The organism is Nitrospira sp. CMX1 (genome assembly GCF_054902215.1).
The window spans coordinates 35026-57635 of sequence record NZ_JBUBKD010000068.1; the positions used below are offsets into that span (position 1 = coordinate 35026).

General features: G+C 53.2%; 21 protein-coding genes, 2 tRNA genes and 2 rRNA genes. 9 read left to right on the forward strand and 16 right to left on the reverse strand.

Features of this window, described 5'->3' with window-relative positions; genetic code table 11:
• The first annotated feature begins 151 nt into the window (after window positions 1–151).
• From ACYX34_RS17575 to ACYX34_RS17585, 3 genes are all read left to right on the forward strand, one after another.
• On the forward strand, window positions 152–754 hold the full coding sequence (locus ACYX34_RS17575) for a hypothetical protein (protein ID WP_462077883.1): 603 nt from the start codon (window positions 152–154) through the stop codon (window positions 752–754).
• A gap of 108 nt (window positions 755–862) precedes the next feature.
• Window positions 863–1078 carry a hypothetical protein gene (locus tag ACYX34_RS17580; protein WP_462077884.1) on the forward strand — a complete coding sequence of 72 codons (216 nt, stop codon included), beginning with the start codon at window positions 863–865 and terminating at the stop codon, window positions 1076–1078.
• A 178-nt stretch (window positions 1079–1256) separates the two neighbouring features.
• Entirely contained in the window at window positions 1257–1847 is a 591-nt protein-coding gene (locus tag ACYX34_RS17585; protein ID WP_462077885.1) for an outer membrane beta-barrel protein, read from the forward strand.
• A 197-nt stretch (window positions 1848–2044) separates the two neighbouring features.
• On the opposite strand, the gene ACYX34_RS17590 is transcribed toward ACYX34_RS17585, so the two are convergent.
• Window positions 2045–2572 carry a thermonuclease family protein gene (locus tag ACYX34_RS17590; RefSeq protein WP_462077886.1) on the reverse strand — a complete coding sequence of 176 codons (528 nt, stop codon included), beginning with the start codon at window positions 2570–2572 and terminating at the stop codon, window positions 2045–2047.
• Window positions 2573–2843: 271 nt separating this feature from the next.
• On the opposite strand from ACYX34_RS17590, the gene ACYX34_RS17595 reads away from it, so the two are divergent.
• Complete coding sequence (locus ACYX34_RS17595) at window positions 2844–3260, forward strand: hypothetical protein (RefSeq protein WP_462077887.1); 417 nt, start codon at window positions 2844–2846, stop codon at window positions 3258–3260.
• On the opposite strand, the gene ACYX34_RS17600 is transcribed toward ACYX34_RS17595, so the two are convergent.
• The 3 genes from ACYX34_RS17600 to ACYX34_RS17610 form a co-directional block, all read right to left on the reverse strand.
• Entirely contained in the window at window positions 3241–3963 is a 723-nt protein-coding gene (locus tag ACYX34_RS17600; RefSeq protein WP_462077888.1) for a hypothetical protein, read from the reverse strand. The two genes, ACYX34_RS17595 and ACYX34_RS17600, sit on opposite strands and share 20 nt — an antisense overlap.
• A gap of 137 nt (window positions 3964–4100) precedes the next feature.
• Window positions 4101–4568 carry a DUF3558 domain-containing protein gene (locus ACYX34_RS17605; RefSeq protein WP_462077889.1) on the reverse strand — a complete coding sequence of 156 codons (468 nt, stop codon included), beginning with the start codon at window positions 4566–4568 and terminating at the stop codon, window positions 4101–4103.
• A gap of 71 nt (window positions 4569–4639) precedes the next feature.
• On the reverse strand, window positions 4640–5521 hold the full coding sequence (locus ACYX34_RS17610; RefSeq protein WP_462077890.1) for a hypothetical protein: 882 nt from the start codon (window positions 5519–5521) through the stop codon (window positions 4640–4642).
• 494 nt (window positions 5522–6015) lie between these two features.
• On the opposite strand from ACYX34_RS17610, the gene ACYX34_RS17615 reads away from it, so the two are divergent.
• Entirely contained in the window at window positions 6016–6798 is a 783-nt protein-coding gene (locus tag ACYX34_RS17615) for a ParA family protein (protein ID WP_462077891.1), read from the forward strand.
• On the forward strand, window positions 6795–7730 hold the full coding sequence (locus tag ACYX34_RS17620) for a ParB/RepB/Spo0J family partition protein (RefSeq protein WP_462077892.1): 936 nt from the start codon (window positions 6795–6797) through the stop codon (window positions 7728–7730). Before ACYX34_RS17615 ends, ACYX34_RS17620 begins: the two co-directional genes overlap by 4 nt.
• A 143-nt stretch (window positions 7731–7873) precedes the next feature.
• Here the strand turns inward: ACYX34_RS17620 and ACYX34_RS17625 are convergent, their stop codons facing one another.
• Window positions 7874–8038: a hypothetical protein gene (locus ACYX34_RS17625; protein ID WP_462077893.1), complete on the reverse strand. Its 165-nt coding sequence runs from the start codon at window positions 8036–8038 to the stop codon at window positions 7874–7876.
• Between the two features lie 570 nt (window positions 8039–8608).
• Window positions 8609–9994 carry a calcium-binding protein gene (locus tag ACYX34_RS17630; protein ID WP_462077894.1) on the reverse strand — a complete coding sequence of 462 codons (1386 nt, stop codon included), beginning with the start codon at window positions 9992–9994 and terminating at the stop codon, window positions 8609–8611.
• 415 nt (window positions 9995–10409) lie between these two features.
• Between ACYX34_RS17630 and tkt the strand changes: the two genes are divergently transcribed.
• Entirely contained in the window at window positions 10410–12479 is a 2070-nt protein-coding gene (tkt, locus tag ACYX34_RS17635) for a transketolase (protein ID WP_462077895.1), read from the forward strand.
• A gap of 25 nt (window positions 12480–12504) precedes the next feature.
• Complete coding sequence (locus ACYX34_RS17640) at window positions 12505–13272, forward strand: hypothetical protein (protein WP_462077896.1); 768 nt, start codon at window positions 12505–12507, stop codon at window positions 13270–13272.
• Window positions 13273–14356: 1084 nt separating this feature from the next.
• On the opposite strand, the gene ACYX34_RS17645 is transcribed toward ACYX34_RS17640, so the two are convergent.
• The 4 genes from ACYX34_RS17645 to ACYX34_RS17660 all read right to left on the reverse strand — a co-directional run bounded on the left by ACYX34_RS17645 (window position 14357) and on the right by ACYX34_RS17660 (window position 17190).
• Window positions 14357–14833, reverse strand: coding sequence for a glutathione peroxidase (locus tag ACYX34_RS17645; protein ID WP_462077897.1), 477 nt, complete (start codon window positions 14831–14833; stop codon window positions 14357–14359).
• Between the two features lie 581 nt (window positions 14834–15414).
• Window positions 15415–16050 carry a hypothetical protein gene (locus tag ACYX34_RS17650; protein WP_462077898.1) on the reverse strand — a complete coding sequence of 212 codons (636 nt, stop codon included), beginning with the start codon at window positions 16048–16050 and terminating at the stop codon, window positions 15415–15417.
• Between the two features lie 142 nt (window positions 16051–16192).
• The gene (locus ACYX34_RS17655) at window positions 16193–16303 is read right to left on the reverse strand and encodes an IS3 family transposase (RefSeq protein WP_462077904.1); all 111 of its coding nucleotides are present in this window, start codon (window positions 16301–16303) and stop codon (window positions 16193–16195) included.
• 209 nt (window positions 16304–16512) lie between these two features.
• The gene (locus ACYX34_RS17660) at window positions 16513–17190 is read right to left on the reverse strand and encodes a 3'-5' exonuclease (protein WP_462077899.1); all 678 of its coding nucleotides are present in this window, start codon (window positions 17188–17190) and stop codon (window positions 16513–16515) included.
• Here ACYX34_RS17660 and ACYX34_RS17665 point away from each other — a divergent pair.
• Entirely contained in the window at window positions 17165–17392 is a 228-nt protein-coding gene (locus tag ACYX34_RS17665; protein WP_462077900.1) for a hypothetical protein, read from the forward strand. The two genes, ACYX34_RS17660 and ACYX34_RS17665, sit on opposite strands and share 26 nt — an antisense overlap.
• Window positions 17393–17937: 545 nt before the next feature.
• Here the strand turns inward: ACYX34_RS17665 and ACYX34_RS17670 are convergent.
• The 6 genes from ACYX34_RS17670 to ACYX34_RS17695 all read right to left on the reverse strand — a co-directional run bounded on the left by ACYX34_RS17670 (window position 17938) and on the right by ACYX34_RS17695 (window position 22409).
• Window positions 17938–18234, reverse strand: coding sequence for a BrnA antitoxin family protein (locus ACYX34_RS17670; RefSeq protein ID WP_462077901.1), 297 nt, complete (start codon window positions 18232–18234; stop codon window positions 17938–17940).
• Window positions 18149–18421: a BrnT family toxin gene (locus ACYX34_RS17675; protein ID WP_462077902.1), complete on the reverse strand. Its 273-nt coding sequence runs from the start codon at window positions 18419–18421 to the stop codon at window positions 18149–18151. The genes ACYX34_RS17670 and ACYX34_RS17675 overlap by 86 nt, the downstream gene beginning before the upstream one ends.
• 344 nt (window positions 18422–18765) lie before the next feature.
• Window positions 18766–18882, reverse strand: a 5S ribosomal RNA gene (gene rrf, locus ACYX34_RS17680).
• A gap of 144 nt (window positions 18883–19026) precedes the next feature.
• Window positions 19027–22033: ribosomal RNA gene (locus ACYX34_RS17685) — 23S ribosomal RNA — on the reverse strand.
• Window positions 22034–22191: 158 nt separating this feature from the next.
• A tRNA-Ala gene (locus ACYX34_RS17690) sits at window positions 22192–22267 on the reverse strand.
• 65 nt (window positions 22268–22332) lie between these two features.
• Window positions 22333–22409: transfer RNA gene (locus ACYX34_RS17695), tRNA-Ile, on the reverse strand.
• Window positions 22410–22610 lie beyond the last annotated feature (201 nt).

Here is a 22610-nt window from a genome sequence, read left to right on the forward strand (position 1 = left end):
AACAAGACTAGGGAAATTCAAAGGGACCCACTACCGAAAAGGCCATCCCAGGTGAGGTAAGGACCTTGCGTCAATTCCTGAACGCTGGCAAGCTTCCGCATGGTTCCTAGAGAGACCTGTGAGGGAAGACGGAGGAGACCATCGAACTCATATGCGACGACCTTGGTGGACGTTCTCTCACTCGCTGACAATCCTGCTTCTCCTCTTCGTGACAGGCTGCGGCGCGACGCAGCTTGGGATGTGCGCGCCGCATACCAAGGAAGAAGGGACGCCGACCCGGAATTGGACCGAATGTTTTGAGCAACCCTTCTCGCGGGTGGGAGTCACCCATTCCGTATTCTGCCTCAATGACGGCACGGCCAAACCGCCGGTGCTCTTGCTCCATGAATTGACCGGACTGTCTCCCGGCACACTGGCCTATGCTGAGGAGCTCTCAAAAGATTTCACCGTCTACGTGCCGTTGCTGTTCGGTGAGAAAGGCAAGTTCTCGCTCGTTCATGGGTTGGAGGCCTACTGGTTTCGAGGCGTTATTGAGTCATTCCCTGGTGGCGAATGGGGAATGCCGTCCAAAGGCAGCGCGCCGATCGTGACCTGGCTGCGCGGCGTCGTCCAGAAGATCGGAGAGCGGCAGAGGGGGCAACCTATCGGTATCATCGGTAATTGTTTGACCGGACCGCTTCCTCTTGCCCTCTTGGATCATCATCAAGTCGCAGCAGCAGTGGTCGCGCAACCGGCGTTGCCCCTGCGTTTCTGATGGTATGCGGACGACGACAGAGCATCCCTCGGTCTCTCAGAAGACGATCTGCGGATCGCCACCGCGAGCACCGCCAAGATTTACGGATTGCGGTTTGAAACAGACTGCATGGCCCCTCCTGAAAAACAGAAGACCCTGACCGATACATTCGGCAATCGCTTCATCAACGGAGCGATCCCGGCCAGCGCCTATCAGACCAACGGCAAGCCGACTCACGCACATAGCACACTCATTGGCTCGTGGAAAGAGCAGGCCCAGGCGGGACAGGCCTCACGAGATGCGCGCGGACGAGTACGAACTTTTCTCCTCCAGGAACTCTCCTGAAACTTGTGCGAAAGAGTGATGGGTGACAATGACCTGCTCCAGGCGATTCCCGTAACGCTGTTGTTCTCACGCACACAATCAATCGCATTCCTTTGGAATGCGCCACACTTCGTATTGAAACTGCAGAAGAAGTCCGTTACAGTTCGCCCACTAGATTTTTTCACCCTAGGAGAACACCATGAATCGGATTTGCACGTCGTCCTTGCTCAAGGGAATACTGGTTGGAATGTTCTTGCTGAGTGCGACCCCGGCACGCGCACACGACGCCGATGGGGGCTGGGCCCATGAAGGCATGGCGGAAGAAGGAAGAATCACAGGAGGGTTTCGTGTTGGTCCGAGCTTCATGACACAAAACGCCGGCGTGTCCACGGTCGGTCCCTTGGTGAACTTTCAAGGCATGTATGGACTCAATAAATGGTTCCGTGTTGGGATGATGCTGGAATGGCAAAATCATGGTGTGGATGATCCTGGAACCGGCTCCGTCAATACCGTCACCTTGCTGCCTGTCAACTTGGAGTATCGTCCTGGACATTTTGGGAATCTGATTCCCTATGTCACGACCGGAATCGGTGTGAACATCAATACGCATAACGTTTCTGACAGTTTTGCTTGGCGGGTCGGCGGAGGCGTGGACTATGCCTTAACGAATTGGCTCCCAGGAGCCCCACAGGGAATGATGCTGAACGTAGAAACGGCCTGGAAACGGAATCATACAAACGGAGATGCCTCCACAATGGGGTTGTTGTTCGGCGTGCGCCACACCTTCTGAACAGTCGTTGGTCCCGCATGGGCAACGCCCATGCGGGACCGCAGATCACCCAAATCCTTCTTGATCCAGACCGGACCGGTCTCCACGTTGTATCCCACTCTCTATTGCAGGTCCGAGCCCCATCAAGTGCCCCTCTCTGGCAAGAGCGATCCCCCGCACAGGATCATGGCACACCGTGCCATAACTATTTCTCCTGATTACGGTGTTGTGACTCGAGCATTCTTCCGCCATTCCCATGGAGGCACTGGATCTGGATCAGCCCACAATCCTCTTTGGAAGTCTCGCGCCTCTTTCTCCAGCGCTTCGAGCTGGGCATCCCCGGGGGCCTGCTTCCGGTCCCACCAACACCAGCCCTGTTGCACCAACGTCCGACTCATATTCCTCTCATCTGGAAGGAGCACATCCGCAAGGACACGCCCCCGCTTGTCCTTGCCATAGACCTGAAGCGTGACGTCCATACTAAACGCCAGATCCGACGTCGCTTGCTTGGCTTGCTCACTGTAGGGCTGGCCGCCCTTCGGACAGGCAATCCCGTTCAAGCGGACTCGTTGTGCTTTCCCATTTCGTACCACTTCAATCGTGCCACCATCGAGGATGGTCACCACCTGGCCGCTGAACGGGAAGGCCTCTCCTCCGGTCAGGAGCATGCCCATCAGGAGAACGGTGATTCGTAAGGGGGAAAGAACCGGTTTCGGCTTGGTCGAAAGAATCGTTCCTTGTCGCATACGCACATCCACCTCAACACATCCGACTTACCCTCTTGTGTACTACACGGAGGCTCAGGAAAGTAACCCCATGAGTGTGGCAACTTCCACGAGACAAGCGAGATCTACGGGAATGAGCCTGTCGCGTCACGCAAGTCGTACGTTTCTCGCTTGTCTGGATGGATTCACACCGTTTCGTCCTCCAACCCTACGCTTTTCGGACGAAACTTGCACTGGACGTTTTGGCCTTCGCTCACTTATCATGCGCGCATCACTCTGCTCGGAGGTCTGCATGGGTTCTACGACCATGTTTCGACTCCTTATCCTGATCATTCCTCTTACTTGGGTCATCCTTCGCCTCTTGCCTGCCGATCACTCACGATCCAGCCATCTTCGTGGCGTCACACAGTCAGTCGAGGAGTACAAATCCCATGAAGAGACCGATCAGTTTCTTCGCCACGAATCCACCTTCAAGGCCCATTACCAGTCACACTATGCGACGTCGGGACAGACCTACCAACATTATCAGCTGGCGTACAAGTATGGATTCGACCTGGCCCAAGATCGCGACAACCAGAAGATGGACTGGAAGAGCATGGAACCGCTGGCCCGACAAAACTGGAATGAAGGCATCATGGGATCGTGGAGTCAGCACCACGAAGCCGTGCTGTACGGATGGGAACAGGGCATCAAGAACCACGGCGGATAACGACTGAGAATATCCGCATTTCACGCTCGACCAGGCCAAGCCGCCGCATCTCAACCCAATCCTGTGCGGTCGGCGAACGGTGGCGACCAAGCACCACATCCCCGCCCGACAGCAAGTTGAAATTGCAGTCTCCATATCGATGGTTAAGATAGTGATGGTGCCTCAGAAATCGGACATATCCGGTCTTGAGAATCCACCGCAGGACCGGACACACCCCTGTCAGCTCCTCTCCCTGCGGCCGATGCAAATAGGGATGCACGAACATGGCCAGGCAGGAATACGCGACGACGGCGGGAAGCGCTCCAAGAAGTCCCCACGGACCTAGCACGAAGCCGATCAGCATGATGCAAGGCAGGATCGGCAGATTAAACCAGACAATCCCAATACCCCGCAGCGTCATGCCATAGCGCTCTTGCCTGATCAACAACGCCTGAGAGCCCTTGAGTCTCAGATCAAGTCGTTCCCTTTCCTGTTGACTGGAAAACTGGGTCACAAAATCCTTCCGAAAGGTCCATCGATGATGGACGATACCGTGAGAGAAATAGGCTCGCCGAAAAGGTCCGCTGATCCTCGGGTAACGTGCCCAGAGCCGACGAGTTCGCAGCCCCGCGTGGTAGATCACCCGATGAAAGATCGACTCCAGTACGGTCGTCACGGCATATCCAAGCAGCAGCCCGGCACACATGTGCAGAAGAATAGACACCGCACCTCACGACCATGGGGTTCCGAGCAGGAGGTGAGTCCGGTCAAGACCAGACTCGACACAGTGATGCCCTACGAGTACAAACCTACGACAAGTTTTTAGTTATGACTACCGCATAACATTCCAGGCCATCGCATTCACATCCGCCCCGCAGCCTTCTGGGCCAATGCCTTGAGCTTCGCTTCGTCGCCGACGCCTTCCCTGATTGAAAGTTGCGCCAGCACAGCACCTTTTCTCATGGTGAGTTCCAGCGAACCGAGGCCGAGTCTGCCTCGATCCATATAGGCCTCCTCTCCGAAGCCGCTCACCGTCACCGGATTTTTCGCATCCTTGCGCATGCGCGCGAATACCTCACCAGTACCAATCCAAATTTCGAATTCGTCCTGGCCATTGGTAAATTCGTACGTACACGACTTGGCATCGGCCAGCGTTTCACCTCTTGGCGGCCCTTTCAACTTGCTGAGAACCGCCTCGACCTCTGCTGTTGTCACTAATGTACAGGGATCGAGGCCAGGCGGAGCAGCGCCGACAGGAAGGCTCACGCCCATCACCGGAATTGCACACAACACGACACGGCGGACCCAACTGAGTGTTGCTAAGTCCATGCGCTTTTCTCCTTGTTATGGGAACAGCATGTGAATGTCCATCGCCACGGCCTTGGTCTCTGTCGGTTCAGCTATGGACTCGGCGTAAGAACATTCTTGACCTTCGTCACCCAGTCAGCCCTGTTGGTCGAAACCTCGTCCACAACTTCGGCAATCAGTTTCCCATAATCGTCATATTCGGTTACCGTGACTTTCACGACATAGGTCCCAGTCCCCAACCTCGGCTTCTTGCTTCTGGGAATCAACGGGAACCACTCACTTCGGGCCGCGGCAATATTGGTAGTGTCCCCAAGCTTTAAATCATTCAGATGGATGTGCAGATCCGCCACATCCGTCCGATACGAGACATCGCTGTCATCTACCCAGTGGGCTTCCAGCACAATATTCACGTCGGCATCAATACGATCCCTGACCGTCGTGAACCACGTCCAAGGGATATACCACTTGCGATCTTCGACTTTGACTTTCCCCAAATGCACGTATGCGGAATCCCCCACAAGCTGCAACTGGCCGTTGGTAGAGAGTTCTTGCGCATCGACCGCAAAGGTCAGAATTGCGGCGGTCAGCGGCTTCCCATCGCTCACAATGGATCGCGTAATCCTCACTCCACCGAACTGGACCGATGTCCCACTCTTGTCGTCCGTGTAAAATTTACTTCCTGCCTTGGCCCCGCGATAGGTCGCTGTATGTTCGAGACGATCTTCATTGAGTGCCGGCCTCGTGGTTTTGACCGCATAGCGGGCCGCCACCGGTACGGTACCTGCCGCAATCACCGGTGCCGCAAGTGTTCCCTCGCTGACTCCCGACGCTCTCACTTCACCTGGCTTCAACACATCGACAACGACTTTTTCACCGTCCGCTTGCATGGAATAGGGATGTGCCGGCACACAACCGGCCACGAGCCCGATCAGCCCAAAGATCCTGGCAATCTGAAGCCCACTCGGTTTATACATACGACCCCTTCCTACTCACTCGCTCATCGCACTATAGACCACGAGGCGCATAGAAGTATACGTAGCCGTGATCGATCCCATGACTAGCTGCTACAGGACGGTCCCAGAGCGATACACCTCACAACTTCACTTGTCATGTTAGATTTTTCACAGAAGAGGATTGACAATTTTTCTCACCTAGGATACTGCTCCCATCAGAACCGTAAGGGAGAAGAACTTTCCGAACCGACTCGCGAAAGTACTCAAGATCACTCAGTATGCCCTATTCAGGATGCCGCAACCCCCATGACATACTCGATCCACGAGAGCAATCCATTAGATGATTAGGAACCAATCCTACCTTAGTGTGATCGGTCGACCCAGAGCGCCCTCTCGTAGTCTCTCAAACATGACGGAACCCTGACCATGGAAGGGATGCGCAACGCTTGCCATCCAGAGAGGGCCACCGTGAGGGAGAAGAGAATGTCCTGGCTCATGAAGAAGGAGAGCTGCCGATGAAAACATTGGTCTTGGCCAATCAGAAGGGTGGCGTGGGAAAAACGGCGATTGCCTGCCAACTGGGATACTTTCTCGTTGAAATGCTCAAGAAACGGGTCTTGATCATTGACTTAGACCATCAGGGAAACACATCGAAAAACATCGGCACCTCCAAACTGGCCACGATCTCGGCCGTCACCGCCGATCAACTGTTGACTGAGCCGGTCACCACCATTGAGGGTGGAACCTTTGTAGTGATTCCCTCACACGCCGATCTGCTCAAACTCGAGCGCCGAGAAGAAGATCACAACCTATTCGCGAATAATCTTCGGTTGTTCCTCAACGAAATGGATGACCGATTTGATGTGGCCATCATCGACACCAACCCCAACCCCGATATCCGCGTACTCGCCTCACTCGTGGTGGGGGATTTTGTGCTGTCGCCCATTCAGCTGAATCAAGAAGCCGTCGACGGCATTGCCGCACTTCGAGCACAAGTCCTTAAGATACAAAGCACGCTCAATAAAGATCTACGATTCATCGGCCTGCTTCCCAATCTGGTGGAGCCCACGCCTTTTCAACGCGCGAATTTCGACCAACTCTGTACGGCCTTTGCGTCCTTGTTCATTCGCCTGGAGGATGGACGGATGGCCGCTATTCCCTCACGCACGGCCGTGGCGGAGGCCCAGGCCATGGGAGCGCCGATCTGGACCTTGCAAAAGACCAGTTCCCGCGAGGCATGGCTGCACCTGAAACCGATCTTTCAAAAAGTGGCTCATACGATGGGGGTGATGGAATGAAAAAACCACTGATCGCGACGTTGGATCTTACCGCTCTTGATCGGACGACTCCCGCACCTACGCCAGATCCGATTGCCAAAGAACGAACCGTAACGGCTGAAGTCCTGGGGCGTCCGCTGCACATTCCCGTCAAAGACATCGACGAAGATCCTGGACAGCCACGCCAGGAGTTCGATGCGGCGAGCATGGAGGAACTGGAACAGAGCGTCAGAATCCATGGGGTCAAGACGCCGATCTCAATTCGCCCGCATCCCACCGAGCCGAAGCGATGGATCTTGAATTTCGGAGCGCGCCGCCTCAGAGCCTCCAGAGCCGTTGGGAAAAACACGATTCCCGCGTTCATCGATCGCTCACATACGGATTACCAACAAGTGATCGAGAACCTACAGCGGGAAGATCTGAAACCCCGCGAGCTCGCAATGTTCATCAAGAAAAAGATGGACGAAGGGGAGAAGCAGGCGCATATTGCCGAGCTCCTGGGGGTAAACCGGTCCATGGTGACGAATCACCTCGCGCTCATCGATCCCCCCTCCTGCATCGAAGAGATTTACACGTCCGGGAAATGTTCATCGGCCAAGACACTCTACGATTTACGAAATCTGCATAAGGAGTTTCAGAAAGAAGTCGAACGGTGGTGTACCACCGATCAGGAGATCACCCGTGCATCCGTGTCCGCCTTATCCGCCAAGCTGAGAGGTGCACAGAAACCAACCGCCACTTCGTCAAAGAATGAACAGGAGAATAAGAAGCGGATGGCCGGTGAGACGACAACGATGCCGTCGTTGATCGTCATCGTGCAGGATCGATCAGGCACGGTGGATCTGCAGCAGGCCCCACAGCAACCGAACCACCTGATCATTAATTTTTCAGATGGTAAACAAGAAGAGGTCCTCGCACAACATTGTCAAATTGAACAGATCATTTTCCCGTAGCTCCGCAAGTTTCATCCCTCTCTCCATCTTATGGATGGAGAGAGGGATCATCAGAACATCTCCTTACATCATATCTCCCCGTCAGCCACGAGCTTCATGCCCCCCACACCGATTGCCACCTCAGCACCTGAATTGCTGTTGAGTCAGTCGATATCCTTGTTGGACATGTCCAACAACAAAGTTCGCAAGATACTGCCCTTATTCACATCAGGCGATAGATCGCCATAGGCACTGATGAAATCTCGATCACGAGATAGCAGCAATCTGTTGGACATGTCCAACAGATTGCTGTCCACTTCGTATGTCATGGGATTGCTGATGATGGGGATGAATTGAACGGATTGGGAGATTTAACTACGAGACCCTCTACTCTTCAATACATTCGACAAAGGAAACAGAGGGTTAATGGTTATTAGAACTCTGCGCCCATGTGTTAAATCACAGTAACCATGAGGGCCAGGTTAGTGCTAGCAGTGCTGACCGAGGAACCGGGATCAACATAGCTTTGTAAGGATGAAAGAAATCATGGCCTCAGGGCTCTCCGTTACCGATAGGAAGGGACGATGCATACTGTCCTGCTGATCCTACCATTCCAGCTTGGTGACCGCTTTATTGTATTCAAAGAGTTGTCTGCCGATCCTGCTGCACAGTTTGAGCTCAAGAAGAAATAGATCTGGTGTTCTCAAATGGTTGCGAAACGATAGAACTTTCAGTCCCAGATCGTGTGCAACACAAAATTCACTGACTGTAAATTATTGAGATGTATCTCTCCTATACGAATAGAAGATCATTTCAGAAGTATCTGAGAAGATGTCAAGATCCTGCATTTCCCAACGGATGGCGCCCATTGATAGGGCGCCATCCCGGAGGCACGGTATCTACAGGAGAATGTCGGTGCCAGCCCCGCCGCCGACGAGCCCAGGGGAACCAACTAACTGAATCTCGAACTCGGATGCCGTATCCCCGTCAGTACTGCCAGAAAGAATTCCCCCGACATACCGCAGCTGGCCCGCCGCCGTAAATGCCGCACTGCCGATGTAGGTAAAGGCCTGATTGCCTAACGCGAGTAGCGTCGTATTGGCATCGATCGTGGCCAAATCGATTACATCGCCTTCCGTTCCGACAAAACTGTTGATGACATCTCTGTTGCTCGCACCGGGTTGACTTTCGCTAACTGAATTGTAATCGAAGGTATCGATACCAGAACTACCAGTTAGGTTATCGCGACCGGCCCCACCGTTTAGCAAGTCGTTACCAGAACCTCCAGAGAGCCCATCGTTCCCAATACCGCCTAAGAGAATGTCGTTACCTGATTCACCAAAGAGCAGATCATCGCCAGTGCCGCCATCGAGAATGTCATTCCCTCCATGTCCAAATAAAGGATCGTTGCCATCCAGACCTGCGAGCACGTTATTAGAGTTATTGCCGGTTATGACATTTCTATTTCCATTGCCCGTGCCATTGATAGTTGCCGTACCGGTCAGAAGGAGATCCTCGATGCCGAAGCCCAACGTATGGCTCACGGACGAATACACAGCGTCCACCCCGCCAAGAAAATCGTTAAAAGACTCCGCCGCCACATCGCCCAGGTTGTCCACAATATAGCTATCGTTTCCACGGTCACCATTCATATTGTCGGCCCCCACCCCACCGTCAAGACGATCAGTACCATTTCCGCCAGAGAGTTTGTCGTTACCGATGCCACCGAAGAGGGAATCGTTATGGTCGCCTCCGAAGAGCTGGTCAGTCCCGCTGCCGCCGTCTAGAGTGTCATTCCCTGCAAGTCCAGACAAAGAATCGTTGCCATTCAGGCCAAAAAGAATATTATTGACGCCATTGCCGGTGAGAGTGTCGTTGTAGTTCGTTCCGGTGATGTTTTCCATGCCCACGATGGTGTCGATCCCTGCCCCTCCCGTGTTCTGCGCGCCTACTAGACCGAGATTAACCTTGACACCAGCCGTCGCCCCGATGAAGGCGTGACCACTGATACTCCCATTGCTATAGTCGGCGGTGTCGCTTCCGGTTCCACCATTGAGCGTGTCATTTCCGATTCCACCGTTAAGCGTGTCATTTTGGCCTCCTGATGTATTATCACCGCCGAAAAGCGTGTCGTTGCCAGATTCGCCAAAGAGCAGATCACCGCCGCTGCCGCCGTCGAGGATGTCATTCCCCACAAGCCCAAAGACGGTATCGCCTCCATCAAGGGCGTTAATAATGTCATTACCAGAAGTGCCGAAGATGATGTCCCCTAAATTAGTTGCCATAACCACCTCCTATGGTTGGTTAGTCTCGTGCGCGGATCGTTCCTGACTAGGATGGATAAAAAGGGAAGGCTTTCGGACAATCTTCTCTCTCCCTTATGATTTATCACCAGTGCCCTGGTCATCATGATAAGCACTGGGGGTTGCTACCGAACTACTCTATTGTGGAGAGATCTTGGAAGAAACAGGCCGCACAGGATAGCACAGGCTGCGCATAATTGCAGGACTGACTTAGCATGACAAAACAGATACTTGTGGTGAAATCTAACTCTGTGCACTCAACCTTAATTATCACCAGTATGGTTTTGTCCATGTCACCACCTCACGCTCAACCCTGTCCTCAATACGACCGACATAATTACTGGCGAGCACCACTGACAACGATACGCTAGAAAACGCTTCGACAAAGGGGGCCACGGTGACGAACACACAACTCGATCAGACTTGCATCAATACGATCCGCACCCTATCCATGGATGCCGTGCAGCAAGCCAACTCCGGCCACCCCGGGACGCCGATGGCCATGGCCCCCGTCGCCTACTGTCTCTGGCAGCGAGTCATGCAGTTCGATCCGAACGATCCGATTTGGCCGAACCGGGATCGATTCGTCCTGTCGATGGGACATGCCTCCATGCTCCTCTACTCGCTCCTGCATTTGACCGGAGTGAAGGCCGTAAACCCACAGTACGAACGGCTCGGTGAACCCTCGGTGCAACTAGACGACCTCAAGCACTTCCGTCAACTCAACAGCAAGTGCGCCGGACACCCCGAATACCGCTGGACCTCCGGCGTGGAGACGACGACCGGTCCGCTTGGACAAGGCATTGCCACCAGCGTTGGGATGGCCATCGCCGCCCAGTGGCAAGGCCATTATTTCAATCGCCCGGGCTTCGACATGTTCGATTACAATGTCTATGCCCTGTGCGGAGACGGCTGCATGATGGAAGGTGTCGCTGCCGAAGCGGCCTCCCTGGCCGCTCACTTGAAACTGTCCAACCTCTGCTGGATCTACGACAACAACAAGATCACGATCGAAGGCCATACCGAGTGGGCCTTCAGCGAAGATGTGGCGACCAGATTCGTCGGTTACGGATGGAATGTCACCAGAGTCGGCGATGCCAACGACCTGGACATGCTCGAGCGAGCCTTCACCACATTTAAAAAAGAAGCGGATCGACCGACGCTGATCATCGTCGACAGCCATATCGCCTATGGCTCCCCCAATAAACAAGATACCCACGCCGCGCACGGTGAGCCGCTAGGTGAAGAAGAAATCCGACTGACCAAACGGAACTACGGCTGGCCTGAACAGGAAAAGTTTTTGGTGCCCGATGGCGTCCGCGAACATTTCCAGCAAGGCATGGGTAAACGTAGCCACGAAGCCCGCACAGCTTGGATGACACAATTTGAAGAGTATAAGAAGCAATTCCCCCAGCTCGCCAAAGACCTCTCAAACATGCAACAACGCCGATTGCCCGATGGGTGGGACAGGGATCTACCTGTGTTTCCAGCCGATGTAAAGGGTGTGGCCGGACGCGATGCCTCGGCCAAGGTGCTCAACGCTCTGGCCAAGAACATCCCCTGGCTCTTAGGAGGCTCTGCAGACCTAGCTCCTTCAACCAAAACACGCTTGACCTTCGAGGGAGCCGGAGATTTTACTGCAAAAGATCGCGGTGGGCGCAACCTCCATTTCGGCGTCCGTGAACATGCGATGGGCTCCGTGCTCAACGGGCTCTCTCTTTCAAAAGTGCGCCCCTATGGCTCTGGATTTCTGATTTTCAGTGACTACAGCCGGGGGGCAATCCGCTTGAGTGCGCTCATGGAAGTCCCTGTTATCCACATTTTCACGCATGATTCAATCGGAGTCGGAGAGGATGGGCCTACACACCAACCGATCGAGCAGCTCGCCTCGCTCAGAGCTATTCCAAATCTCATCGTTCTACGACCGGCAGATGCGAACGAGGTCTCAGAGGCCTGGCGCGTCATCATGCAATTGAAACATGAACCGGTGGCCTTGATTCTGACCAGACAGGCCCTCCCCACCATCGACCGCTCCACTTACGCCGCGGCATCCGGCGTCGCAAAAGGCGCCTATGTCTTAGCCGACGTGCCCGGGGGGAAACCGGACGTGCTGCTCCTTGCCAGCGGCAGCGAAGTCTCACTCTGCCTTGAAGCAGCAGAGCAGTTGAAGGTGGAAGGGATCACCGCTCGCGTCGTGAGCATGCCTTCGTGGGAACTATTTGAGCATCAACCGCAAGCCTATCGCGATAGCGTGATTCCCCCGAACGTCACGGCCAGGGTCTGCGTGGAGCAGGCCTCCACGTTTGGATGGGCACGGTATGCGGGACTGACCGGCGAGATCATCGGCATGAAGACATTCGGTGCCTCGGCACCGCTGAAAGAGCTTCAAAAGAAATTCGGATTCACAAGGGACAACATCGTCGCCGCGGCGAAAGGGCAGGTTCTAAGGAAAGCAAAAGCGGCCTGAGGTCTACCCCTGATTTGTGGGGGCAATGAGCGAATGTCGGGAACGCGCAGGCGATTTGTACATCAGCAACCGGATAAGGAGAGAAGTCATCAGTAGACTATTTCTCATAATCTTTTTTGTTCTTCAGATCGCCACATTCATAGTTTTTCTGTTTTCCTGCGTTGTTACTCTGTCCGACGCTCAAGGCGCATTGATCTTCATTTTTTCGCTACCCGTGATCGCCCTGTTGCTCAGTCTATCCTGGGCGATCGCTCGAAAAATGGAAAATGGGAACTCTCTGGAAAAATGGCCGAAACTTTCGGCTTTCTGTTTAGTGCTATTTTTTGTTTTTCCCTGGATTCCTGGTCTCAACGTCGTACCAGATGCTTTCCTAGATCTTGTCGGGAGGTCATTTCAGTTAGCCCTCGGCAAAATGCCGTACGTTTACTTCAAAGCGCGTAACTCCTTTGCTCAACTCCTTGAGCGAGAATTGGGAAAACAGCCGAACAGGGTTGACCTTGGTCTGCTCGGGGTATCATTCGCGTGGGACCACGTTTGCGTTTTTGGACCCTATACCAACAACGCTCAGGCTCGAGAAGTGCTCCACATCGACTGGAATATTGAAGAACGAAGCGAAATCGGTCATTCTGATTCCATCAATAGCCTCGTATTTCTCTTCGAGGGAAAAGTGAGTACGGTCATAGATCTACGTCGAGCTGTCGCAGATTTTAAGTCGGTTGATCGCTGTTGGGATCGTCGGCAAGCTGCTTTTCAGGTAACCCACAATCCAAATAATCGAACGATCTTGAATTGAACCGAGGTGGATGTATGGGGCCGGATATCATTTTAGAAGGACCGGCATTTCTCATCATATGATTCCGTTTGAAGCCATGCGCGAAATAGTCGTTGCCAGAATGGACCTTTCTGTTCTCCAACGATGTGGAGGGCGTGAAACCTGGCTGGCATCAAAGTCACTGCCTTGGCTGACGATATAGGAGAAGGTATTCGACGCCACCTGCTTCTCACCGCTTGCCGCCTTTGCGGTTGCCTATCTTCTCTTTCCCGACCAGCTCATGTGACACGCCGTGATTATTCACCGACGCGGGTTATTCGTCGTTCGTGAAACCAGGACATCAGTATCGCCGATCCACGGCCTCATACCGCCCGCATTGAGAGGATACAACAGCTTGGCTCCTCCTTTTGATGGGTGAATACCAAACGTGGCCTACAATGACTCCCGACCCTCTTAATTCTTCCCCAGTCTGTTCGTGGACAGGTTGAGGATTGAACAACACGTTGATTGAGACGCAATCAACACAGGCCCATCCTCTACCATCGCCATCGCCATCTCCAGTCAATGGCTGTGCCATTTCCGTCTGTGCCGATGCGTCATCGGCTCTGTGAATTTCGGCTCATTGGGTCTGATGCCGCAGGATGGGATTTGATGGAGCCGTCTGATCCAACATCTCGATACGCACCAGCGAGACTCTTGGAATGCATGTCCTGAGTACTTTCGAGTTGAGTGCCTCCCTTGTATCCACCGTCCCAAGCAGAACAGCCGACGAACAAGAAAATCCCACTCGTCGCCAGAAGATATGCCCACGTTTGTCGGATCGTCGCCATGATACGCCTCCGGTCGTAAGGTTAGATTAGCAGAGGATGTATCATACCCCAACGGCATAACGTTCGATACCAGGAAACACACAAGGCAGTGGATCCGAAAAGAAGCCGCCAGCTTGTGAGCTCTCGTTCACCGATGACCTCGGCATCGCTCTCTGTCACGCTGTGGCTTGCCGTCCCACACCGCTGACGAGGAGAACCGGAAAGTGACTGATTCCTATGCATCTCAATAAGAAGAGAAACAGTGCCGTTTGACCGATATCTTCGAGAACGAACTCCTACAGCCTCATGGTCAGATCAGCTTCGATCGCTTCCGGCTTGTCGCTCGGCGCATAGCGCTTCAGCACCGTGCCATCGGAGCCAACGAGAAATTTGGTGAAGTTCCACTTGATTGCCTCGGTGCCAAACAACCCAGGCATCGCTGACTTGAGGTACTGGTAGAGCGGGTGGGTATTTCCACCGTTCACCTCGATCTTGGTGAACATCGGGAAGGTGACGCTGTAGGTCCTACGGCAGAACAACTCAATCTCTGCTTCGCTGTTCGGCTCCTGATGCCCAAACTGATTACAGGGGAACCCAAGCACAACAAAACCTCTGTCTTTGAATTTATCGTAGAGCGCTTGCAGTCCCATATACTGCGGTGTAAAGCCACACTCGCTCGCGACATTGACGATAAGCAGTGTCTTCCCACGATAGACTTCCATTTTCTGCGGCTTGCCATCGATAGTGACGAGGTCGATGTCGTAGAGGCTCATAGAGCCCCCTTTCGTGCGTTATCCACCATGAGCTCTGCGGTTTCCCTCCCTTGTGACGACACGAGAGGCTATGCTAGCGCAGTTGACCGCACACTCGCCACAGCCATTCCATGCTGAAACAATACTTTCTCACATTCGCTCATCCCCCCTCTGATACCATTCAGAATGTTTCAGGTCTTATGGCTGCAACATTGCCTCAGTAAAGACTCCCGACCCCTTTATTTTCTCTCAAGACCTGGCAGCTGAATAGCTTGTCGTGCTTAGCCGAAAAATACGCCAGCGGGTCGGCGTCGATCTCTTGCACCAAGCCCATGGCACTCACCTAGCAACGTGCGTTCGCCTTGCAGGCAGTGGTTGTGACATCTTTCAAATGTTCGTGCAGAAGTTTCTCTGCCAGCCTCTTGGTGCAGTGCAATAGCATCGCAGAGCCTGAGCATCATGCCGCCCGCCTCGGAAGGATGCAACAGTCGGCACGGCCCTCTTCTAGACGAAGAGATACGGCACATAACCGTCTTTGGCTAATGTTGGATTGCAAGACCAGACTCTGTTTTACTGCTTATTTCTCACGGAACTGGTATGACTTACTCAATCTTGATGTGATTGTTCACCTCAGAGAGCTTCCCGACCGTTGTGATATCAGAGAGGTCACCAATGTCGAGGCTGAAGGCTTCCCCTCTCCCCGGAACCATCGCAACACGAAATTCACTTTGATATTCGAATGAATTGAATTTTCTGAAGGCACCCATATGGCCCGAATAGGTTGCTGGAGCAACATATTCTACAAGCTGCCAACTCAATTGCTGGCCCTGTGGCACTGGGCTATTTCGGACTCTCCGAAGAAATTCATCACCATCTTTTAGTAAAACATATGTATCTCCAAATCCAAAGTTCTTGGGATCAATTAACGTCTGCGGATCTTTGCGGCGTAGGGCATACATGCAAAAAACATTAATGCTCTGGTCTCTATCACGGGAGTATCTAATCGGTCCTGAAATTTCTGGTATGTCTTGAAAGACCCCGTTTATTTCCATCTGGAGTTTTACCTGATCCGATGGAAAGGTCCAATGGGTACCCTCTTTCCTATCGCTGCGCACCGCATCAGCTTCAATGCGCCTAAAATCGCAAAGCGATTTCATATAAAGCCTTCCCAATGTACAGAATTCTTCAATGTGTACATTCTTACCAAACTTAAACAGTCCCGGTACACCAGAGCTCATGATTAGAAAAGATGCTCCCCTATTGCTGTTGGGGCCTTACACGATCTAACCGAAAATTGTGATTGGATGGATTCTACCCGTTTCCGCAGACACCTTTACACCAGGTGTGATACGGCTTCAAACAGCTCTGGTCTGACCCCTCTTAGATGACTATGCGACGGAGGCGATTATAGAAGGTCTTGATGTAGTCGTCGATCTCAGCCGTAGCGAGCTCCCGAGTTGTGTAGATGCGCTTCTTGATCTGCTCCTTAATCTATCTGACCTAAGGGGGCCGCAGGAGGGAAAGTATGACCGACCATTGCAAACGGCATCAGGGATCTCGTTTATCACGTGTTGAGCCGAGAGCAAACAATGATTCCTGATACCTCTATCCCCAGAGCACAGGACCCGGATATAGCGGCGGCTCGACGACTTGGAGGTCTATGCTAGGCTCGAAAAGTTGACGCCTAGTTAGTCGTGCCCTTAACGCGTTGTGCCAAGGAGCGAAGCTGCAGCGGTATAGACAATAAGTGCTCGTTGGCAGTCGCCAAGGGCGCGATGAGAGTCTTTGGTGCTCAGGTTGCCATCTTTTGCAAGATCGGCGAGCCGATAGCTTTTCCGTTCTGGCCAAGCACGTCGCGCCATTATGAGAGCACAGGATACAGGATTATTTATCTGCATGCCGTGTTGCTTTGCTGCATTGTTGAGAAATGCCATGTCGAATTCTGCGTTGAATGAGACCAGAGGCAAGTCGCCAATGAAGGCTACAAACTCCTGAAGCGCATCCGTGAGTTGTTTGCCTTCTAACTCAGCCATAGATTGGGTTATGCCTGTAAGTTCGGTGATCTTTGTTGGGATGGGCTTACGAGGTCTCACGAGAGTCTGGAACACCTCATGATGCTTGGCGTCCCGGTTAACGCGTATCGCACCGAACTCAATAACTTCGTCCTCCTCAGCATTCAAGCCAGTTGTTTCGAGGTCAAAGACGATGAACTGTGCTGGAAGATGATCGAGGCTCCGCCGTGAAATATCGGCAGAGTGGTCGTGATGTTTCGATCCAAACAGAATGGGCAGAATGCCTTTGCCTAGCTTATAGATAAGCCACAGAATGCTGAGCAGGAGGACTGAGATTGCAATGAAGCCAACGATACCTGATTCCATTGCCTATCTCCTATTGATAAAGAAAATGGTGCCAGGAACCATTATTCCGCTGAGACGCCGCTCCTTCAATCGCGGCCAGAATCCTGTCGCGCGTTGGCGCATCAAATTCGTGTCCGTAGAAGCGAAGGAACAGGTCTTGTCGAATGTTGTGTTAGTGGGGTCAAGTCTTGCAATCAAATATTTCAAAAACCGGCCGACCTAGGAGCCTTTCGCGCTCACTCGAAAAAACAGGCCAGGGGGTCGGCGTCTATCGCTTGCACCAAGTCGTTGAGGCAGTTGCTTGATGAGAGTCCTGGCGATGTGCTGTCATGTCTGCTGCAGTGCAGCTATGGGGCATACATCAACTGACTCAAGTTCATCCGGTCGGCAAGCAAATGGCGGCTGCATTGGATGCGGGCCGATATGAAATAGCACGAATATCCATCCGATCTGCTTGCCATTACCGTCTACTCCACAATCGCGATGCCCTTTCTTTGATCTCTTGATACATCGCATCCGGCGCCAAATCAATCTGCCCAGGCCGTGCAACTGCGCCATGGTCTAGACACACTTGTTTGAAGAACATTTGGTCCTTCAATCGCGCAAACACACCGGTGAGATGTTCTGATGCAAAACGGACTTCACCTGCCAGTCCATCAGCGAATCACACAAACAGGCCCAGATGATCCAATGGTTTAACATCGATAACATCCCAATACATCCTCAGCCTCCTGACAACAGTGAAGCCCCTGCGGTCTTGCCACCGCTTCACGCCGCCTGAGAAGCAGCCTTCTCCAACAGTTCATGAATCAACGTCTGGTAGGGCTTCCTCCGCTTTGCAGCCATCCGTCTCAGAATAGCCAAGAGCCGCGGGGACAGCCGGATCGCAATCAATTGCTTCGCCATCCCCGTGGCGGGTCGCCCGATCCGACGCATTCGCTTCAGTTGCACATTCGACAGCTCAGGGATATCTGAAAAATCAATGGCTGAGTCTGAAATATGCCTTCCGCTCCTTACGACTCGCTTGCCGCGCACTGATAACGCGGATGGTTTCTCTTTTTTCATGACCCGTCCTCCTCAGGGTGTAGACGACAAAGAGGATACGTCCTGCTATGGATACTGCAATACGTTGGCGGCGCTGTTCGTGTTGTGAATGGTCGCTATCCTCCCCATCCAAGCCGTCAGGATCGGCAAATATTGTGGCGGCTTCTTCAAATGAAACCCCACTCTCGTCACAAGTAGACAGCCGCACACTCGCACCTTACGATCCATGTGTGACGGCAGGCTTTACGCAAAAGGTTTCGCTACCAGGGGATAGAAAGGTAGACCCCATTGGTTGAAAAGCCAATGATGTCTCTTGGTAACACGGCAGTGGTCCATACAGAGCTTGCTCGACCCGTAGCGCATACAATTGGTCTTAGCGACGGGATAGTACGCCACTAGTGATTCTTGTCCTTGCGCGTACCAGCGACTCTTTATCGCTTCATCGTAATTATTGTCGCCTGATAAAACCCACCAACTTTCCGAGGGACGCTGCATCGGGGGTTCAAAAATAAGAAAGCCTGCTGGCTTTCACCAGCAGGCTTTCTATTTGTAACCCGGCAGCGTCCTACTTTCCCACTGCCTCGCGGCAGCAGTAACATCGGCCTTGGAGGGCTTAACTTCCGTGTTCGGTATGGGAACGGGTGGGGCCCCTCCGGTATAACCACCGGGAACATTCATACACTGAATAGTCTTAAGTGCTAGGTACAGAGTCCTGAGTGTACGTAAGCCAAATGCTCAGCACTCAGAACTTTTTTTCGCACTCCGCGATATATTCTTCATATCGCGGTGAGACCATGTCTATCAGGAGCAAAGGATGTTAAACCGCACGACCGATTAGTACTGGTTAGCTACAGCGCTCACACGCCTTCCACACCCAGCCTATCAAACTCGTAGTCTACGAGTGGTCTTTAGGTAGCATACGCTACGGGAGAGCTTATCTTGAGGCACGCTTCTCGCTTAGATGCTTTCAGCGATTATCGCTACCGGACATAGCTACCCGGCACTGCCGCTGGCGCGACAACCGGCACACTAGCGGTCCGTCCTTCACAGTCCTCTCGTACTAGTGAAAGCCCCTCTCAACTCTCCTGCGCCCACAACAGATAGGGACCGAACTGTCTCACGACGTTCTGAACCCAACTCTCGTACCGCTTTAATAGGCGAACAGCCTAACCCTTGGGACCAGCTTCAGCCCCAGGATGCGATGAGTCGACATCGAGGTGCCAAACCTCCCCGTCGATGTGAACTCTTGGGGGAGATCAGCCTGTTATCCCCGGCGTACCTTTTATCCGTTGAGCGATGGCCCTTCCACACAGAACCACCGGATCACTAAGTCCGACTTTCGTCTCTGCTCGAGCTGTCGCTCTCGCAGTCAAGCTCCCTTCTGCCTTTGCACTCGACGGCTGATTACCGACCAGCCTGAGGGAACCTTTGAACGCCTCCGTTACCTTTTGGGAGGCGACCGCCCCAGTCAAACTACCCACCAGACACTGTCTTCGTCCTGGATAACAGGACCGAGTTAGAATATCAGAACGTTCAGGGTGGTATTTCAAGGACGCCTCCACGCGACCTAGCGGCCACGCTTCGCAGGCTCCCACCTATCCTACACAGCCCCTTCCAACATCCAATGTCAAGTTGTAGTAAAGGTGCACAGGGTCTTTCCGTCTAGTTGCGGGCACCCGGCTTCTTCACCGGAACAACAAATTCGCTGAGTCACTTCCCGAGACAGCGCTCCAGTCGTTACGCCATTCATGCAGGTCGGAACTTACCCGACAAGGAATTTCGCTACCTTAGGACCGTTATAGTTACGGCCGCCGTTTACTGGGGCTTCCCTTCAGAGCGTCGCCTTGCGGCTAACTCCTCCGGTTAACCTTCCAGCACCGGGCAGGCGTCAGACCCTATACGTCCACTTGCGTGTTCGCAGAGTCCTGTGTTTTTGGTAAACAGTCGCTAGAGCCACTTTATTGCAACCACGTTCGGCTTACCTTGTACAGACTCACCTACGCGTGGCACCCCTTCTCCCGAAGTTACGGGGCTAAATTGCAAAGTTCCTTAGGAAGTGTTCTCTCACGCCCCTTGGTGTATTCCACCTACCTACCTGTGTCGGTTTGCGGTACGGACACAATGATGACTCGCTACGAGGCTTTTCTCGGCAGCATGGGATCAGCCCGTTTGTGGCCTTGCGGCCTCCCCATCACGTCTCGGCGGTAACGGCCTTGCGGATTTGCCAGCAAGACCCGCCTACACGCTTAGACCGGGTATTCCAGGGACCCGGCGGTACCTACCCTTCTGCACCCCCCCTTCGCTGATAACGCCATCACTGTGGTACAGGAATATTGACCTGTTTGCCATCGCCTACGCCTCTCGGCCTCGGCTTAGGATCCGACTCACCCTGACCTGACGAACATAGGCCAGGAAACCTTAGGTTTACGGGGTTGATGATTCTCACATCAATTATCGCTACTTATGCCTGCATAATCTCTTCTCTGCGCTCCAGCTGTCCTTGTCGGTCAACCTTCACTGCACAGAGAATGCTCCCCTACCACTCATCTCTTGCGAGAAAAGTCCGTAGCTTCGGTGGCAAACTTGAGCCCCGATAAATTTTCGGCGCACCATCGCTCGACCAGTGAGCTATTACGCACTCTTTAAAGGATGGCTGCTTCTAAGCCAACCTCCTGGCTGTCTGAGCGACGTTACAACCTTTCCCACTTAGCTTGCGCTTAGGGACCTTAGCTGACGGTCTGGGCTATTTCCCTCTCGACCACGGATCTTAGCACCCGTAGTCTCACTCCCGTGCGTCCAGTAACGGCATTCGGAGTTTGATTGGGTTCAGTAGCGTTGGAACGCCCCTAGCCCATTCAGTGCTCTACCTCCGTTACGGCTGACACGAGGCTGTCCCTCTAGACATTTCGGGGAGAACCAGCAATCACGAAGTTTGTTTAGCCTTTCACCCCTACCCACAGCTCATCCGAGCTTTTTGCAACAAACATCAGTTCAGGCCTCCTCCGCCTGTTACGGCGGATTCACCTTGGCCATGGGTAGATCACTTCGCTTCGGGTCTATCCTACGCAACTAAATGCCCAATTCGGACTCGCTTTCGCTACGGCTCCGGCTTTCCGCCTTAACCTTGCTACGCAGGATAACTCGCAGGCTCATTAAGCAAAAGGCACGCGATCAGGCATTCCCTTGCGGGCATAGCCCTTTCGCTGCTTGTAGGTGTACGGTTTCAGGTTCTATTTCACTCCCCTCACCGGGGTTCTTTTCACCTTTCCCTCACGGTACTGGTACGCTATCGGTCATCAGCGAGTATTTAGCCTTGGAACGTGGTCGTCCCGGATTCCCACAGGGTTTCTCGAGCCCCGCGGTACTCAGGAACTCTATCCAGCAAGTTAGGGTCTTGTCGCCTACAGGGCTGTCACCTTCTTTGGCCGGCCTTTCCAGACCGTTCGACTAAGATCCTAATTTTTGACTTGCCGACGGCGCCGTATCACCGTCAAACAGAGCCCTACAACACCACAGCGACAACGCACACGGGCTTGACATCACTATGGTTTAGGCTGTTCCCTTTTCGCTCGCCACTACTAGGGGAATCTCGATTGATTTCTTTTCCTGCAGGTACTGAGATGTTTCACTTCCCTGCGTGGGCTTCTCACACCCTATGGATTCAGATGTGGATAGGCGGCATTCATCGCCTGGGTTTCCCCATTCGGACATCCGCGGATCACGGCCTGCTTGCGGCTTCCCGCGGCTTATCGCAGCTAGCTACGTCCTTCATCGCCTGCTGATGCCAGGGCATTCACCGTACACCCTTAGTAGCTTAACAATCACTTTGCTCCTGATACACATGGTCTTTCATCAAGACCTATTCAGTTTTCAAAGAACAATCTCGGCACGTAGGTGCCGAAAACTGCATAGAGGACGATGAGCAAGGCCACTTACACTAAGAGGCCACTACGAAACAATATACTTATACATGTGGCTTGGTGGAGCTGACTGGAATCGAACCAGCGACCCCCTGCTTGCAAAGCAGGTGCTCTCCCAACTGAGCTACAGCCCCATTCTTGTTTGAAAGAGTCTGCTCCTGATGTCTTGCGTGTAGTGCCTAGAAAATCAGGACTCAGATGGTGGGCCTGGATAGAGTTGAACTATCGACCCCGCGCTTATCAAGCGCGTGCTCTAACCAACTGAGCTACAGGCCCAGCTGAGTCTGAAGCGACCAGGGCCCGTACTCGACTCAACTTCTTCTACAATTAAGAGCCGCTGCCTGAACCCTCACAGTAACAGTATCGTGTAAGTATGCATTGAAGAGGTGGCCCTTAGCCCGAGATTTTCTGTAGAGTCATAAGACTCCTTAGAAAGGAGGTGATCCAGCCGCAGGTTCCCCTACGGCTACCTTGTTA